Here is a 16,768-nt window from a genome sequence, read left to right on the forward strand (position 1 = left end):
GTTATTGGCTCGACGGAACGGACAACTCGGATAAACGAACGACGCAGTACGTGCTTGACGGACCGCGTCGCTCATTGGAACAGTCACACAGATTGAATCAGGAACGCTTTGATTATCGCACGGGCATTCTGGCGTCGCCCTCCGAGGTGGACGCCGCCGAATGGAACGCCCTCCTCGCGCGGCAGCCGCAACCCACGCCGTTCTTGCGGCACGAGTTCCTGAGCGCGCTGCATGCCACGCGTTGCGCGGTCGCGGACACCGGCTGGGCACCGCAATTCGTCACGCTGACGGACCCGCTCACGGGCAAGCTCGCGGCGGCGGCGCCGGTTTATCTGAAGGGCCACTCGTACGGCGAGTACGGCATGTTATGTCGCGCCGAAGCTTCGACTGACTGACCGACCACCGGTAAACCCTTATTTTTTATGTCCTTTCCATCTCCTACGCTGCATCTAGCGGGTAAGGCACGTTAGGAATCGGACTGCTGCACGTATAGCCTCTTCTCACGCCCGCCACACCCCAAACCGGTGGAGGGAAGCGTCGTGGACTCCGTCGAACAAACCACACATGTATGGTCGAAACGCACGCTCAAGCTGTCGTGCATCCGGACCCGTGGCGATGTCGAAACTCCAGTAATCAGAACTTTAGATTTGGTTGGCACGGGTTATCGACGAGGCGGACTTCTCGAAGAGATGCTCGCGAGTTCGGAGTGCCCGATTTCGTACCTTCGGAGTTATAAGCTCGTCCGGTTGCTGAATGGAGCTGCTCACGACCCGGTCGCCAAACATATTTTCAACACGACTACCGCCAAGTTATTCCCACGTGACCTCTCAAAGCTGCTTTCTCATCTCGACGATGTCTTAGACGGTTATGGCGGGATAACCCAATCAAGCGATATTGGAAATATCAGACACTTCCTTGTGCAGTGCCGGACTCCCCTCGCGGACGGAGAGCTTATAAAAAACATTAAGCTCTCGAGCAGACACAAAGAAGTGCGCCGAACTAAAGCCCCCGAGCATGACGTCTATGTCAACGACATTTTCGATGAAAATTTTCTCGCAAAAGAACTGACTTCGATTGATTTCGACGACCTAGCTGAGCGCGATGAAAAAGCAAAAGCGATTCTTCAAAAATCAGTTGCCGAAACACGAGCCGTCTGTGAACAGATAATCACGCGGCACGACAAACTGGTCGAGCACCTCGAACGGCTCAGTAACACCGAATTGCCCAAATCGATTCCCACGCGCATTAGATATGCCGTAGCGCGAGGAAGTCTGCCGAGAAGAAATTTTTGGGGACAAATTTCCCCGGAAGATTTACTACATCTCCACACCTACGTCATCGATAAGGCGAAATCCCATCAAGGACATCGAATCCCAGCAATATTTCCTGAGAAGCTCAACCAGTTTTGGTCGCTGCCAAACTGCCTGAGGCAAGAGACTACTTCGATGCTGCTCTCCAGGCATTACTTACCGAGAACAGTGGTAACCGCTTGCGTCATTCTTCTTTTGGATAATATCGGCTGGAATTGGGCCACATTAATGACCGTTAATCTTGAGAACATTATCGAAGATGACTCAGGATATACAATTCAAGGGGTGAAACATAAAACCGGTCAGATTCAGAAGGCGGCACTAACAGATTTACCAGAAGCCGATGATAATGATTTGCCGGACGATGAGGAAGAGGACGAACTGGAGGAAGGATTCTCCACACTGCCACCAAAGAAAGTAACCGACCCCCTCTGTGTGCATGCCCTTGAGCTGTTAATGCAGCACAGACGAAACATCGACGATAACTTTAAACCCAAGTCCAATTCGATTTTTGTGTCGATGCGATTCGCCATACGGAACTCCCCAACCTTCCTTTTTGATGTTGGCAAGCTACCCGAGTATTTGAAAAAGTTTTGCCGGTTGACTGGACTCGAAGAGTTCTCGTTTTCAGACTTGAGACATCGCGCCGCGCACACTCGATATTTGGCGACTGGTAGAGACATTGTCCAGACGCAACTTTTCTTGGGACATGCCGCGGCAGACGTAACCACTGTGTATCTAAACAGCACAATCATACGTCTACTTGGAGAAGCTAACCTGCTGAAGTACGTGACGCTGCTCTCCGATTGCGTTTTTTATGCAACTGGCCGCAAGGATAAGCTTGATGCCAAACAGCTAGCACGAGTGAAGAAGAATAATCTCCTCCTCTTCCCTCCGAGCACGCTTGAAGACAAGGGAGTCGACTGCGTCGCAGACCGTTGGGTAGATTCCTTCGGCAAAATGCCTTTCCGAATCGGCAAGCCAGAGATAGCGCATATCGCATTGCAATACCGACTCTACACTCGGAACTTGCCCGCCCTAGTGCAGGCGGGACACGAGAGGTTTGTCGCGAGACACCTACCTCGCATTGTCTTCTGCTGCGCCCTTTACCAAGTCGTTGCCATCGGCCCCCTCGCTCAAGAACTTAAGCGCTTTGAGGCAGGATATGCGAAATCAAGCTAAACAAATCACGGCACCTTCACCGACAACGTTACCGGACGAAGAAAAAAGCTGGAGATTCCTCAGTGACTTCGATGACAAAATCATACGGATTGACGTTTCCGAGAGCATCAAGTTTCGAGGCTCAAAGGTCCGCGAATTTGATACGCGAGCATTCCTAGTGAACGCAACTGGCGGCGTAGGCATTCACACAGGTATCCACAGGCTAGAGGACTTTCCTCATTTGTTTCCACCTATGCTGTATGCAGCCAACTCCGCACTCAAAGGCAATGAAGGCGGACCCGCACAAGCTTTCACCGATACCATAAGGCTCTCAACTCTCATTTACTGCTGGATGTTCCGGCGTGGCTTCACCTGGCTGGCTGAACTCGGCCGTGAAGACGTTCAACAGTTGTCTGCGGAAGTCTCCGAACAAGGGTGGTGGGACTTGATGCAGTATCAGCAGGCGCTCCTTCAGGAAGCGACAAACATCCTGCAAAATCCAGACCGTCTTTTCGAAATCGCTACACAACGTACCGACGTAACGTGGGCGTTCTCTCCCGAGTCCCTATCTTTTAAGATAGGATTACCAATTAATGGAAACGATATTCCACGTTGGTTTCGCACGGCCACGGTCACGAAGAAAATGCCCGCTTTTAAAACCTTCGACAGGCCTACCCGCGCCGGCCCTACTAGAAAAGAGCATCTAATGACGATGACTACTATCAACAGGCTAGCGTTGTTAGGGGACGGATTCGATAGCATTCGATTTCACCCGTTTCCCAAAGCGGCTGGGGAATTAGCTGCTGGCGACAAGCGCCGCGCCCGCACATTGGAAAAGCGCCTTACGGTATCCTCCGACGACCACACGGAGGCTACGGGAGACCACATTCAGAGCATTTCTGGACCGCAAGTTGCCACCCATATGCATCTGGGCGACGCTCCGACTGCATCGTTGGAAGCTTTGGCACAGGAAATCGATACATGGGCGAAGGAAGGTGCGCAACAGGCAGCACAAGCGCCCAGTCAACATGCGACCCCCAACATGCCCCTCCACATTGCCGTTGCAGGCTTCAAGGAAGCGTTGCGCTGGCAATATGATTACAAGGATGCAATCCTGCAGGTACTTAGACTCTTAAGAGATTCCCTGGAGTCGAAAATTACTGAGCAGCGGGTTGTTGCCAAACCTTTTACGGTGGAGGTCATCGAAAAAGCCAACAGCATTCTCACCACGGCCGGAGTTCCCCTTCGGGTCAACAAGGCGAGCAAATTCGGCGACGACCCCGATGGCGATAACTCCGCTTCTTCACTCGTCAATACCACACTGTTTGCTCTTTACTTCAACATAGCGACGAATCTTGGTCGTAGGCCTGGAGAAATCCACGGGGCAGGTAAAACCAAAAAGTCCTACGGACTCCATCGCGGGTGCTGCGTTAGAGTCTCAGACAAGATTCCGTTTCATCGAATAGAGACGTATATTCAAAAATCTATCGGGGCATACGCTACCTCTTGGTGCAATCAGCTAGTTGCCGACGCAGTAAGTTTTCTCGAAGAGATGTTTCAAATTGCTCGACCACTGTTCACATCTACAGTATCTGTTAAAACCGATGTGGAAATCGCTCGAACAGAGAAGCTCTTTCAGTTCCCACGATTCACGGAACGAGGTTTCAATTCAGAGCCCCCCATTTTTGACGCTCGCCAAGCGTCAACGATTTTCTTTCGGCTGGCCGGCATTGAGCCCGCGATTTTCCTAGGTAGGCAGATGCCTTTCAGGCGAACATTCATGACGTTGTATGTGCACAGGTTCGACTCCCCGGAACTACTGGCGTTGCAGCAGTACATGAAGGACTTCTCGATAGAAAGTCTGCTCGCTTACTATCGAGACAAAGCTAATGGTCTTCCAGAGGACAGTATCAAGGCTCACTATGCCGAGTATGAGACAGAGGCACTCAACATCGCCAGCATGCTGAGAGAGGAACGAAAGCTCTATCTAATAGAAATCCTTACCGACCTGCTCGCCGGGCAGCGCCGTTTCGGAGGAGGGTTCGCGCGAGTGGTAAACGCGCTATTAAAAAGGCTATCTCTGCCAGAGAACTTCAAGGACGCTGCACTTTCCAAGAAAGCTGAGTCGATTGCGGACGAGCTCGAGCAGCGCGGCTATCGATTGGTCGAAGGAAACACCATCTGCATGGCTGGCGACGCCGGCAAAACCAAAGAGCAATCGAACTGCTTTGACGGCGAGCGTCCGAGAATCGAACTGGCCTGCCCAAGCATGTGCAATGGGTGTGTTCACTCCATCTCGACTGAAGTCGGACTCTCAATTTTCGAAGAGGAAATGGAATCCGCCCTCGAAACCGCCAACGACAAGCGTCTGCCGGCTGCACTCCGCAAGCAGGCGCAGGCGCTCATCGAAACGCTCAGGGAAGTGATTGCGTCGGAGAAGGCCATGGCCGAAGGCACTCGTATCCGGTTCCAACGTTTCGCCGACAGTTGGAGCACGATTAGAGCGGAGCTACCGAAATGACTGAACGCAACGAAACGAAATCACCTCTTGCGTTGCAGGCCCGAGAAGCCATCGAAGCCAAGCTCGTCATATTAAGATTGTGGATTGAGGCTGGCATTCCGTGGGTTAGAAACGATGAGGGCCGCTGCGTCTGCGATGAAAACGACGAATTGCAACTAGACCACTTCCCCAAAGACATGCATGCTCTTTCGCAATGGATGCACGAATCTCAATGCCATTACACACTTCAACAGCACCCCGCCATCCTTAAATTTCGCTCGTTTAGTCGTGGCACGTTAGACGCTCCACACAACAGCAAGTTGAAAGAGGAGATACGCTCGTTGTTTGCTGCAATTGAACAAACCGCGTCGACTCAACTTGGCAAGACTAAGTCTAAGCAAGCCATGTCCGACGCGCAATCAGACATCGAACAGAAGCAGAATCTTATCGACGTGTTGGAGCGCGAGATTCTGAAATACCGCGAAGAGGCGCGGATTGCCAACGAGGAGCTCCAAGAATCGCGAGCACTACAAGTTCGACAAAAAAGGCATTACGAGGACGAAATCCAGAAATTGACGAATCGAATCAGAGAAGCTCGGACTCGGCAACCCAATCTGGTCCCGCTCGGAAGACGAACAAGTTCGAACATTCCACCCGTCGAAGATGGAGAGAAAGCTTGAGCGCCAACATGCCATCCATCGGGAAGAAGCTTGAAAATGCGGCCCGCTTGAGGACATGGAAATCGCAGACCAGACTCAGTCAGGTTCCTGTCAATCAGTTCGGAAAAGCCGCACGGAAGACTATCTGTGAGATGCTTAAAATACCGACGTCCACGGTCGGGACGAATGACGAACTCTTCAATCTGTTCAAGACCCTCGACGATGAGCTCGACGAGTGGCGCAAACACAAGAACAGTAAGCGCGTCTCGAAGAAATCTCTGACGGCAGAACTGCAGGACGAATGCCGAACCCTCAGAATTGCTTTGGCGGAGCAAGTTGCGGCCATAAAGCGTCTACAGTACCTCGAAGACAACGGCATCGCACTCCGTGCAGAGCCTATATCGGGACCTTAACAGCGATGACCAACCCTCCAAGCCTTCGTCGTTTAAGGGGGACGGTCGCACGGGTCCTATCATACGGCCTCGGAGGCGGTGCGATTTTCGTCCTGACTGTCCTTCCGGCAAAGCGTGTCCGCGTCGTTGCAAAGTTCAACGTTATGCTACGGGCGCCGGTGGTCGGTGAGACCTGGGAAATTTCCGGCACGTTCGAAAACCATCCGCTTTACGGAGCCCAACTGAAGGCCAAAACTGGATTCTGTCGGGAGCCAAACGGTGTAGAACTGGTAAGGCTACTGGGGAAACATCCCTCATTTGCCAAAATCGGAATGCGTGGTGCGAAGAGGCTTTGGAAGAAGTTTGATGCGAAGCTTAGCGAGATTTTTTCCCATGAAGACGTCCAAAGCCTGCATTCCGCTGGCATCAGTGCATCCGCAGCAATCGCTGGCATTGCCGCGTGGCATAGCTATCTTGATAGCATCCGAATCACTCGTGCACTTGAGTCTGTCGCCCTTTCTGGACATGAGCGCTCAACGCTGCCTGACGTCATAGCGGTGTTTCGTGGATTGCGATTGGCAACTCCGTATGATTTCCACCCGGCGATTCATTGGTCAACCATCGACAACTCGGTCCAGAGTTCAAACCCGCCTAACGAGCCGCATCGACTGCTCTCAGCATCAGATTCTGTCTTTACACAAGGGAACCACGCGATATTGCGCGCAGTTCCCCTCAAGAACTACAAGCATCGGCTGGCAAACAAGCTTCGAGACCCGGCACTCGTCGACGCCACGATGGACTCGGCCGTCGCGTCGGGAAGGATTTCATGTCTAACGAGTCAACGCCAGCGCTTTGTCGCTTCGGATGCGCTGACAAAGGTCACCCACGCTTTTTTGTCGCGCCTGTTCACCGCCAAGGGCTCGACGCAGGTTTGCAATGACGCGCTCACCCCCGTGGACACCATCCGTCGGACGGACGCTTCAGCTTGTTTGATTGACTATGGCGGGCATACCGCCGCTGCTGCATCCGGCCGGCTCCGTGAAGCCTTTGCAGACGCACTTCACATTGCGTTCTCGCGTACAGGGTCCCTGCCCGCACCTCAGTCAGTTTTGTCAGAGGTACTTGCACGGCCGACTCAAGTCTACAAATCAAGTCCAACGGTCGTGGTTCATGACGCTCATGCCCTTGACATCCTAACTCTTAACAAGCTTATCCATAGGCTTCCAATCGATACCCGCCTGATACTTGCAGGAGCGTCCGATATGGTTAGCCGACCCAGTCGGCCGGCGCCATATCATGCACTATGGTATTCAGGAAGATTCCAACGGATGACGTTTGGTCCAACTGGGCCAAGCGGTAGTGACCAATCTCGGCATCCATCATGCCCTAGAGAGGGGTTGGAAGTACGGAAGGTCCAGCTCACTGGGGCGAAAGATATACTGAACGAAGCGCTGGCTCTCTATCGCGAAAATGTGTGTGATGGAACGACAGTCCTTATTGCGAGCAACGCTGCAATTTGTCATTCGCTCAATGTTACGCTGGCGTCAGAAAAAGCTGACGAACTTCGATTCGATAACCTTCCGATGAATTCGACGACCCTTGGTCGCGGTGGAAGAGCATATGCGAAATGCCCTGTCACGTGGAAGCGAGCGGACATCGCGAAATGTCGCTGGCCAGGCGAGAGCATGAGCTTGCATGACGTGGAGCAAACACCCTACGTTCGCGTGACCAACTCGATTCCGGAGTTCGTCGTGGCTCAAGTCGCGCGCGCAAACGGAGACGTCGTTCCTTTAACGGCGTCAGATGCATTTGAACTCACTCTCGCGTACGCACTCGAGCTCCCGGTAGCTGCGCTCGGAAGTTGGCAGACCGTTGTAGTTGTTTGTAGCGAGGGCACCGACTGCAATGCAGAGCTCCTTCGTGCCGCATCCGGTCTTGCGTCGCAAGCGGTGGTGCTCGTTGGTGATGTCGATGCTAGTTTAAAGCGCAAGGGAAGAGACGCGGCCTATTACGTCGACCCTCTCCTACAACACCTTCTGCAGAGGTTTCCGGAGACGTCCACATGAAAGCTTCAGTTCACAAAGCCCAGCGCGTTTCAGTTTTCTGGGTTGAGGACGGAAACAAGCGTCGATACCCGGTTTTTCGAGGCAGCACTTACTCCCTCCTCGAGTTGCCCACCGACTATTGCGGGATGGTCATACGCAAGGGAGAATCAGAGCACGTTTCAGAAGCTGCTATGCGAACGCGTAGAAACAATGCCGTCAGTGCAGCACGCGAACTACATATATACCTGTCGGAAAAGCAGCTTCCAATTGCTGAGATGAACGACAAGCATCTTCTGAAATTTCGAGATTGGTGCTGGGAGCGGACGATGAAACGCCCTCAGTATCGCGGAAACCGGTTGGTCGCGAAGGAAACCACGAACATTCGATTGAAGGAGGTCTACGAACTTCTTGCGTGGGCCCAAGGGCAAGGCCGTATCCCGTCGGGGACAATAGGGCCAGTCCGTTGTGGTATCACATCGACGTTGCCGGTGGTGGGACTTTCCGGTCTGGATTCCGACGAAAAGGAACTGAAGAAGTACCCAAAAATTTACACACGAACGGGGCGAGCGAGTCGCCTCGGACGAGTCCAGTATCAAGCGACTGATGACGACATTGCTGCGCTGGAAGATTTCCTTGAAGATGCCGGAGACGCTGTCGACCACCGCCAAATCATGCTTATCGTTCGTATCATCTCGGACACGGCGTGGCGAGTCGGCAGTGTGGCAAGTCTTCAAGTTCATCAGTTCGCGAGGAACAAACTAGCTGAGGCCGAAGCGAGACATGCTACTGCATTCGATGTAGCACCGCCTGACCAGAAAAACGGCTACAGCAAATCCTTCTCGATGTCTTGGGCAATTGCCTATGACATCGCAAACTACATCGAAATCGACAGAGAAGAAATAATCAAGAAAACTGGTGTCAATCGGAAACGTCTTGAAGCACGCATTTTCTTAAATCCAACATCGGGGCTTCCGCTTAACGACCACTCACTATCGGACCGACTCGCCAAGCGGTTCAAGAAGGTCGGCGCAGGGAAAGGCGCAGGAGCGCATGGCGTCCGAAGGAAAACGGGCACACGTATCGCCCGGGAGGAAATCGAATTCAGGAAGAAGCGAGGACTCTCGATGCAACGAGAAGACGTGGTTGACGCTATCGCGCAACGTCTCGGCCAGAACTCCAAGACAGCGTACCAGTTCTATGTCGAGGCAAATGCGATGACGTCCGGGTACACGGTCGAGTCTGAGCAGCGGGACCAGCTTGAGGCCTGTCGCAATGAAATTGCAGCACTCCGGGCTAAGCTGTCTGAGCTTGAGCGCCAGAAACCACCTACCAAGCGCTGACCAACTCCTCTGCGGCATCCCTTCATAGGATTGTGTGGCCCCGGTTCTGCGCCGAGAGACATGCCTTCACGTTTTTCGCTTGAACGGTGTATGCGCCTCAAGCTCGTCAATGTGCTCGTCCATTGCCGCCGTCTCCTGGTCCAGGAACTCGCTGATAGCGTGCGCAAATCTATGGTCAGCAATCCAGTGCGCAGACCACGTTGCGGTCGGCATCAGTCCACGCGACATCTTGTGCACGCCTTGAGCCCCGCCCTCGAAGCTCTTCAGCCCGTTGGCAATGCCATACTCGATACCTTGCATGTAGCAAGTTTCGAAATGAAGACCCGATACGAATTCTTTGGTACCCCAGTAGCGGCCATACATGGTATCGCCCTGAATCACGTTGAGCGCTACCGCGAGCCGTTGCCCATCTGCCTCAGCAATCACGAGCATCAAAGCATTCGGCATCGTCCGATGAACAAGTCCGAAAAACTTGCGGGTCAGATAGGGAGCGTTCCAGTGCTCTCGATAGGTGTTTTCATAGCATTCGTAGAAGAAATCGAGGTCGTCTTGGCTAATCTCCTGTCCACGTAGCCATCGGAACGTCACGCCGGCGTCGTGAACCCTCCGTCGGTCCTGCTTGACCTTCTTGCGTTTGTCGTGCGACATCTTCGATAGAAACTCGTCGAAGGACTTGTACCCAAAATTTTCCCAGTGGAACTGCACACCTTCTCGCAACATGAATCCGGCGTCGGTCAGGGCATCAAGGTCGTTTTCGTGCGAGAACAGGACGTGGATTGACGAGACCTCGAGCTGCTTTGCGAACTCGATGGCGCCCCGCGCCAGTAGCACCCTGTCAGCGTGAGTCGACGCCAGTAGCCGTGGACCCGTGACAGGCGTGAAAGGGACTGCTGAGAGTAGCTTAGGGTAATACTGAATGCCATGTCGGGCGAAAGCATCCGCCCAGACGTGGTCGAAGACGTACTCGCCTCGGCTATGTGATTTCAGGTACAACGGCATGGCGCCAGCAAGTTGGCCCCCGCGCCGCATTAGCAGGTATGTTGGCTGCCATCCACTCGACTTGGACGCACATTTCGTATCGTGCATTGCCGACAGGTATTCGTGCGCCACGAAGGGATTGCCTGCAGCGAGCGCATTCCACTCTTCCCCAGACACATCTGAAAGCGAATCGACAACCAGAATCTCGACCTTGCTGCTCACCCTGCCCCCGACGGTTTTCCCAGCGCGGCCAGACGCCGCAAAGCAGCATTGTCGCGCATACAGGAAAAGTCGTCAGGCCGGTGCACCAAGGTGACGTCGTGCCGTGCTCGAAGCTAGTCGCTCAGTTGCTCGCGCAACGCGCCGAGATGCGCAACTAAGGCATCTACCCGGCCTTGGTCTTGATAGACCCGAGTGAACGGCGACGCCGAGGCGTCAAGGCTTCTCGCAGCAAGTATGGCCCGCTGAGTTTGCATGTAGGACGAGCACGTTACTAATTCGCCACCCGGGCATAGCCCCGTATCAACGAGGTATCCGAACGTGGTCCGGACGTTTTTGTGGCTTAGTCGCTCCGCGGTCATTTTGTCTATCGCACGTAGAACTTCACCGCTGCGCATCCCAGTAAATAGGCACATTTGGACAGCAAAGGCTGCCTGGAGTCGTCTGACCTCCGCTGCCGTAAAGCAGCGCTTCAGAATTGAGCTATCTGCATCCATATCATCATTCACCATCACTGCCTCCGGTTCACAATCGCGAAGAGTTGCGGCGCTACGGATGCCGCTAAGAGGAGCATAGGAGAGAACGCGCGGAAACGCTCACACATCAACAACAACAGCCTTCGCAAGACTGCGAGTCTACTCCCATGGATAGTAAATGTAACGATTCCGCTTCTTCAGTTGCTTTTTAAAATCCTTCGGCTCTGGTGCCATTAGACGGATTTTCACGAGCTCTGGCGGCAGGTGATGAACCGCCGTACGAAAATGGGTTTCGGCGTGGTTATCGTACGGAAGAGGATTGAGGAAATCAAATCGCGAGAATGTACAAAACAGACTCATCCAGTAGCCCACATCTTCCTCTTTTATTACGGCCCCGACCGAGTCGAATTCGTCGTCATTGAATGGAAATTGCATTTCGAAACTACCATCATCCGTATCGACGCGGACGCTGTGCTCGTTCATCGCGAAAACGGCAGCAGCAATCGTTGCGGGGTGCGACGTAGCGAGCAGCCGAGAATCGTCGTTCTGCAATTCGCCAATCAAGGCACCACGGGAATTCCGGTAAAAAAACAGGCTCAGCATGTGTATCTCCTCCGGCGCCGCCGTCTCGGGCGAACCGTCACTCGTATCAGTATAGAAAACACTTCGCCGAATTCATCGCTTTTCCCATCGGTCTAAGCTAGTGCAGATTGGTAGCAGCGCTTCGAGAAGTATCGCGACCCGATTGGCCTCTGACTCGACTTATGCGAGTTGCGTTCGCGCCGACTATCTGGCAAAAACGAGGCAGTCGCTGCACATTGAAGCGCGGTCGTAGCGAGCGTTTCGAATGCCATTCGGGTCCTCGCTACAGACAGACTCTTCGCCCACCCGCGCCCAACTGAGCCGGTATCCATCAAGCTCCGGTCCCTCTCGATTTACCTCGCATCGGCGTCGCAAAAGCGTCGGGCAAACCAGCAGTCTTCGGTTCGGAGCACTTTTGCCTCAATCAGCGTAATATGTGCGCGCCCCCGACGCTTGCCCCTGCGCTTACTGGGATAGAAGAAAAAGACCAAATATGGACCAAATAACTAGGCAATTCCGAGACGCCCTACGACTGTTGTTCATCCTCGCCAAGGCTGGTGAGTCGGCACCCGTGACTCCCGCCGTGCCAGCTGCAGTGTCTGTTGTTACCTCCGAGAAGAAGCTTCAGAAAATGGACTTTTGGATACGCAACCCGGACCACTTTGCGTACGCTCTGATTGAGGCTTACATCGAGAACGGCGACGCGGACCTTCTGGCATCGGCGAAAGCGATAGTGGACTCTGAGGAACCAGAAATTCGTCGCGACGCGATGCTGAAGTATTTCTATGGCGCGTACGAGCCGCTCGATACGGCTCTTGCACCGCTTTTCAGCTATGGCTTGGCGTGCATGAGACGAAATCCGGAGACAAAGCAGCGGATGTACTTTCTCCTGCCGAAAGGACTCGATGTCACCAAGAGACTGGAGACTGAACTCCCTGAAGCGCAATGGTATTCAGAACGAGCGATGCTCATCGGCACCTTCTCTCAGGGCAAGTCCGGTGACCAACTTGCGAAATGGCAATATCGACATCCCACGTACGCCGGCGCGAGGAATGGAGAAACTATTGCATGCATTGCGGAAGAAGTACGGGAACGAATCGTGAAACTGGAGGCAGCCTGTGAGTGATTTAAACGACAAGCAACAGAAGGCGCTGCCTCCGCTGAAGGCGGCCGTAGCGGAAAAAGCGAAAGTATCGCTTGAGACGGTCGACAGCATTTTCGCGCAAGCTCGAGTTGTCGAAGAAACGGGAACTCGACGCGCAGAGCACCTGAAGATTCATCGCCTCGCGTTCAGTGGCGAAAAGCGCGCAGCTGAGACCGATAACGGCCCTTTTTCCTTCGAATGGAATGACCTTGGCTCCGGCCTCTGGCTTGTGCTGAGCGACAACGAGAATCAGATTGGAAAATCGTCGATTCTGGGCGTCATGCTGTGGGCGCTACGCGGCACCCAAAGGGCCGTCCCAGCTCCGGTACGTAGCTGGATTGGGCATGTCGAGCTCGATTTCTCGATTGGTTTGGACCGGTATCGCGTCGCTTTCGACGATGATGAGAATGTACCAAAGGGCGTTTTGTTACGTATATCGCCCGAACCGCTGCGGGAGGTTGCGGCGTTCAGCGACGAAGCCGAATTCGTGCGGTCCATGGATGAGTTCATGATGCGACGCTTTGCACTTCAGTCGATTCCAGTAGTAAATCGGAAATCTGACGAAGCGACCCAAATCCGCCACGACTGGAATGCATATTCAGGGTCGATGTTTATCGAAGGTTCCCACCCGGCGATTCTGGGTGACGTGGCTGTGGGGGGACTCTGGTGGCGTATGCTGCAGCTGTTCATCGGACTGCCTTATTCAGGCGCGCAGATAGCGCTCAGCAGCGCGCTTGCACTCGAAAAACTTCGCTCCGAGCAAAAGCAGACTTCCGCGACCCCGGCTTCTTTCTATCAAGATGACATTCAGCGCCTGAACAATAATATCGCTGACCTTGAACGCGAATGGACGGAACTGACAGCCACCACACCGCGACCGGAAGAAGTCCCTGAGCTCCTGCGCAGATTTCGGCAGGCCGCTTTAGAGGTCTCAAAAGCCGAACAATCCATCAGCGACGTCGAGCATCTGCGGTCTGGCATTGTCGCGGAGGTTAACGAAGCACGCACCAAGCTGCGGCAATTGAAAGAAGGGGCATCTGCGAAAAAGTTCTTCGCTGGCCTGACACCTGTGTGCTGTCCGCGCTGCGCCAAACCATTTGCAAGCGAACGGCTGGAGCTCGAACAGGACGGAGGGAATTGCGCGATATGCGATAGGGACACCCTCGCCGATGACTACGATGCTCTCGCTGCGGCCATCGCTGACGCGACATCCCGACTTGAAGACGCGAAGGCCGGCGAAGCTGAGCTTGACGAGCGTGAGGAGGCGCTTCGTGCGACGCTCTCCACAGCAAATGCCACGCTAGAGCGGCTCGAGACAGAGGTCGGTCGGCTGGATGAGGACGCCGACGACGTTCGCAAACAGCAGGACGTTCGCTTTGCGCTGGAGCGCGCTCGAGGTGCCCACGACCAGCTTAAAGCCTTGGAGCAACAACAAACCGCCCCTGGACCAGACAGGGAGGCAGCCGAACGGATTCGCATCTTGAGAATCGCTGAGAGCGTTGCCGATGAGCGGTCGAAGTTTGCCGGGGCAGAATTGCTCCGTGAGCTTGAAACAAAGCTCGTAGAGGTAGCAACGCGAGTGGGCTTCAGGGGGCTGGAACGCGTTTCTATTCGAGGTAACGGGATAAAACTCACGGTGTCCGGGACGCCGACCAACTTCTCCGACCAGACGTCGGGTCAGAGGCTACGCTTGCGTGTTTCGCTCGTCATCGCGATGATGAAGCTCGCTATCGGAACCGGGCAAGGTCATCATCCAGGTCTTTTGTTTATCGACTCACCCGGAGCAGAGGAACTGAGCGAGACCGACTTGAACGCGATGATGAACGAGATACGTGCGTTGTGTGACGAAACGAGCAACCTCCAAATTTTCGTGTCGTCTGCACGTGGAGGCACTTTTAAAGACGCAGTACCAAAGGAAAGGCAACGCTGGCCTAAGGTTGTCGGTTCTATGTTCTGAGTGCAACGCTTCAATTCATCCCGCTATGGATTTGCACGATTTCGATACAGCCCTGCGCAGTAACGATTCGCCCAGTTCGGAGGAACTTGGTGGGCCCGTCGTTATGCGTCAGCTCGCGTCCAAATTTGTGAAAAGTGGCCATGCCGACCGGCTGGCCAATGCACTGTGCCGGACGCGTGATATGCGTCCTGACTATCTGAAATTTGTCAGCGAAGTCCTACGCGACAATCCCTTCCCTCTCGTTGTCGCATCCGTCGCTGAAAATCTTGCAGCCGCTGACCTTACTCGCCGCGAAGTGATGTCGGCGCAGGACATCCTGCTCGCGAGAGCACGCCAAACGGACACGCAAATCGACAACGACATGGCGTCCGAGTGCCTCGCCGCTGCGTTTCTGCTTGCAGCCGAGACAGGCGCATCTCAGTCTGCTCTGGTTGCAGCACTTGAGCGAACCGAACCTGGGGACAGTTCGCTACTCGTTCGAAGAGTTGCTCTGCTGGCAGGGCTCGCGTGGCACTGGAATCAATCCGCCGACTTGGAGATGCTCCTAGAGCGGTTGGCCGCAGATACAGATTCTGGCGAGCAGGCAGCCTTCGAGCTTGGGATGATTCAAATCGACCGAGCCTTGAGCAGCGAAGATAGAGAATCGCTATTCGAAAGACTGGAAGGAGCGGCAAAGTGGTTCGAAGTTGGAATCGACATCGACCCAGAAATGCCTGAGACCCGGGCACTCGGCAACGTAGTCCGGGCGTTGGTGCTTTTTTGCGATGAGGCATCGACGGAGTCTATCGAGCATCACGTTGAAATAGCTTGCGATGCGGCTAGCGAACGATTTCAGTTTCTCGACAAGCAATCTCTCCGAAAATGGCTGAGGCCGCGGTTGGATGCGCAGTCAGCCTGGTATGAACTCGCTGGCGCCTTGCGTGGCCTGAGCAGCTACATGTCGGAGCGCAGTTGGCTGCGCGCGCTGCCTGTTTTGCAACAAATCTCAATCCTGCGAAGCACGTTGGTCAGTCTGGCTACAGACTCCGGTGACGCTCTGCGCGATGCTGTCACAAACCGCCTTGCGGCCGGATTCGCTGCACGCGAAGGACTTCGGGCTCACCTACAAGCCTGGATTGCAGACGTCCAGACCGACGATGCCAATCGGCTATATGCCGTTACTTTGTTGTCGGCAGTCGACCTACTACGGACCGACCAGGGAAAAGCCACGCCGCTGGCGAGCAATGGTGGTCTCGCCGGCGGCATTGAAGCCGACGCTACCACCGAGGTTGCTGCAGCGATGCTCCGCGCAATACAACCAGCGCCATTCGGCAAGCCACAGGAACAGTGCTACCTGCAGCTTGTTTCAAAGCTGCAATCACACGGGGAGTATCACGGTAGCGTCGAGGACGACGTGAACGCCTGTATCTCATTTCAGATTCGATTTCTCTCCCTCTGTCTGGACATTAGTGCGGAGATGGCAAAGCCAACGTTCCAGTTTCTGTTCGAATCAGACGGCACGCTGCCCCTAGAAAAGGACCTGCAAATTGCCATGTTTCAATGGATGCGGCTTGCAATGCCACGGTTCGGTAGCCACCAGATACGGCGAGAAGCACATGACGTTTCGCGCGGCCGTGCGGACTTGGCCATCATATGCACCGCGTGGCTTATGACCATCGAACTCAAGCGGGAAAGCTCCGATGCTTCTCGCGAGGGCGTATCGAAATATCTCGGCCAAGCGGCGTCGTACACGCTTACGGGTGCCGGGTTCGGCTTCCTAGTCGTTCTGGACCTCTGTTCGCAGAAGGACTGGCCATTGAGACTCGCTGATAACTGCTGGGTTGAATCCGTTCAGGGACCCCGTGACTCGCAACCGCGGATGATAGTGGTGTTTCGCATTCCAGGCATGCGACCTGTTCCCTCAAGCATCTTAACGCCGGGCTCGAAGCGAAAGGTAAAGTCACGTTCGCCAACACGTGAGTCAACGAAATCAAAATCCAGTTCAAGTTGAGCAGGAATTTAAAAT

Annotated in this window: 11 protein-coding genes and 1 pseudogene; 10 read left to right on the forward strand and 2 right to left on the reverse strand. The window is 54.2% G+C overall.

Annotation, left to right across the window (positions count from 1 at the left end; translation table 11 throughout):
• Window positions 1–92: 92 nt before the first annotated feature.
• From ACEN8U_RS26765 to ACEN8U_RS26795, 7 genes and pseudogenes are all read left to right on the forward strand, one after another.
• Window positions 93–359: pseudogene (locus tag ACEN8U_RS26765) on the forward strand (peptidogalycan biosysnthesis protein); the annotation flags it as partial.
• Between the two features lie 180 nt (window positions 360–539).
• Window positions 540–2,492, forward strand: coding sequence for a hypothetical protein (locus tag ACEN8U_RS26770; RefSeq protein ID WP_413657857.1), 1,953 nt, complete (start codon window positions 540–542; stop codon window positions 2,490–2,492).
• Window positions 2,476–4,992 (forward strand): hypothetical protein, encoded by a 2,517-nt coding sequence (locus ACEN8U_RS26775; protein WP_413657859.1) that lies wholly within the window; start codon window positions 2,476–2,478, stop codon window positions 4,990–4,992. The genes ACEN8U_RS26770 and ACEN8U_RS26775 overlap by 17 nt, the downstream gene beginning before the upstream one ends.
• Complete coding sequence (locus ACEN8U_RS26780) at window positions 4,989–5,651, forward strand: hypothetical protein (protein WP_413657861.1); 663 nt, start codon at window positions 4,989–4,991, stop codon at window positions 5,649–5,651. Before ACEN8U_RS26775 ends, ACEN8U_RS26780 begins: the two co-directional genes overlap by 4 nt.
• Window positions 5,648–6,043, forward strand: coding sequence for a hypothetical protein (locus ACEN8U_RS26785; RefSeq protein WP_413657863.1), 396 nt, complete (start codon window positions 5,648–5,650; stop codon window positions 6,041–6,043). The genes ACEN8U_RS26780 and ACEN8U_RS26785 overlap by 4 nt, the downstream gene beginning before the upstream one ends.
• A gap of 5 nt (window positions 6,044–6,048) precedes the next feature.
• Window positions 6,049–8,088, forward strand: a complete 2,040-nt coding sequence (locus ACEN8U_RS26790; protein WP_413657865.1) for a hypothetical protein — start codon at window positions 6,049–6,051, stop codon at window positions 8,086–8,088.
• The gene (locus ACEN8U_RS26795) at window positions 8,085–9,407 is read left to right on the forward strand and encodes a hypothetical protein (protein WP_413657867.1); all 1,323 of its coding nucleotides are present in this window, start codon (window positions 8,085–8,087) and stop codon (window positions 9,405–9,407) included. The genes ACEN8U_RS26790 and ACEN8U_RS26795 overlap by 4 nt, the downstream gene beginning before the upstream one ends.
• Window positions 9,408–9,473: 66 nt before the next feature.
• On the opposite strand, the gene ACEN8U_RS26800 is transcribed toward ACEN8U_RS26795, so the two are convergent.
• Window positions 9,474–10,607: a GNAT family N-acetyltransferase gene (locus ACEN8U_RS26800; protein ID WP_413657869.1), complete on the reverse strand. Its 1,134-nt coding sequence runs from the start codon at window positions 10,605–10,607 to the stop codon at window positions 9,474–9,476.
• A 632-nt stretch (window positions 10,608–11,239) separates the two neighbouring features.
• Entirely contained in the window at window positions 11,240–11,683 is a 444-nt protein-coding gene (locus tag ACEN8U_RS26805) for a hypothetical protein (protein WP_413657871.1), read from the reverse strand.
• Window positions 11,684–12,197: 514 nt separating this feature from the next.
• Here ACEN8U_RS26805 and ACEN8U_RS26810 point away from each other — a divergent pair.
• The 3 genes from ACEN8U_RS26810 to ACEN8U_RS26820 are packed head-to-tail and all read left to right on the forward strand — an operon-like array spanning window position 12,198 to window position 16,753.
• Window positions 12,198–12,788 (forward strand): hypothetical protein, encoded by a 591-nt coding sequence (locus tag ACEN8U_RS26810; protein WP_413657873.1) that lies wholly within the window; start codon window positions 12,198–12,200, stop codon window positions 12,786–12,788.
• Complete coding sequence (locus tag ACEN8U_RS26815) at window positions 12,781–14,763, forward strand: hypothetical protein (protein WP_413657875.1); 1,983 nt, start codon at window positions 12,781–12,783, stop codon at window positions 14,761–14,763. Before ACEN8U_RS26810 ends, ACEN8U_RS26815 begins: the two co-directional genes overlap by 8 nt.
• Before the next feature lie 25 nt (window positions 14,764–14,788).
• Window positions 14,789–16,753 (forward strand): hypothetical protein, encoded by a 1,965-nt coding sequence (locus ACEN8U_RS26820; RefSeq protein ID WP_413657877.1) that lies wholly within the window; start codon window positions 14,789–14,791, stop codon window positions 16,751–16,753.
• The last annotated feature ends 15 nt before the right edge of the window (window positions 16,754–16,768 follow it).

The organism is Paraburkholderia phenoliruptrix (assembly GCF_047325075.1).
GTDB lineage: Bacteria > Pseudomonadota > Gammaproteobacteria > Burkholderiales > Burkholderiaceae > Paraburkholderia > Paraburkholderia phenoliruptrix.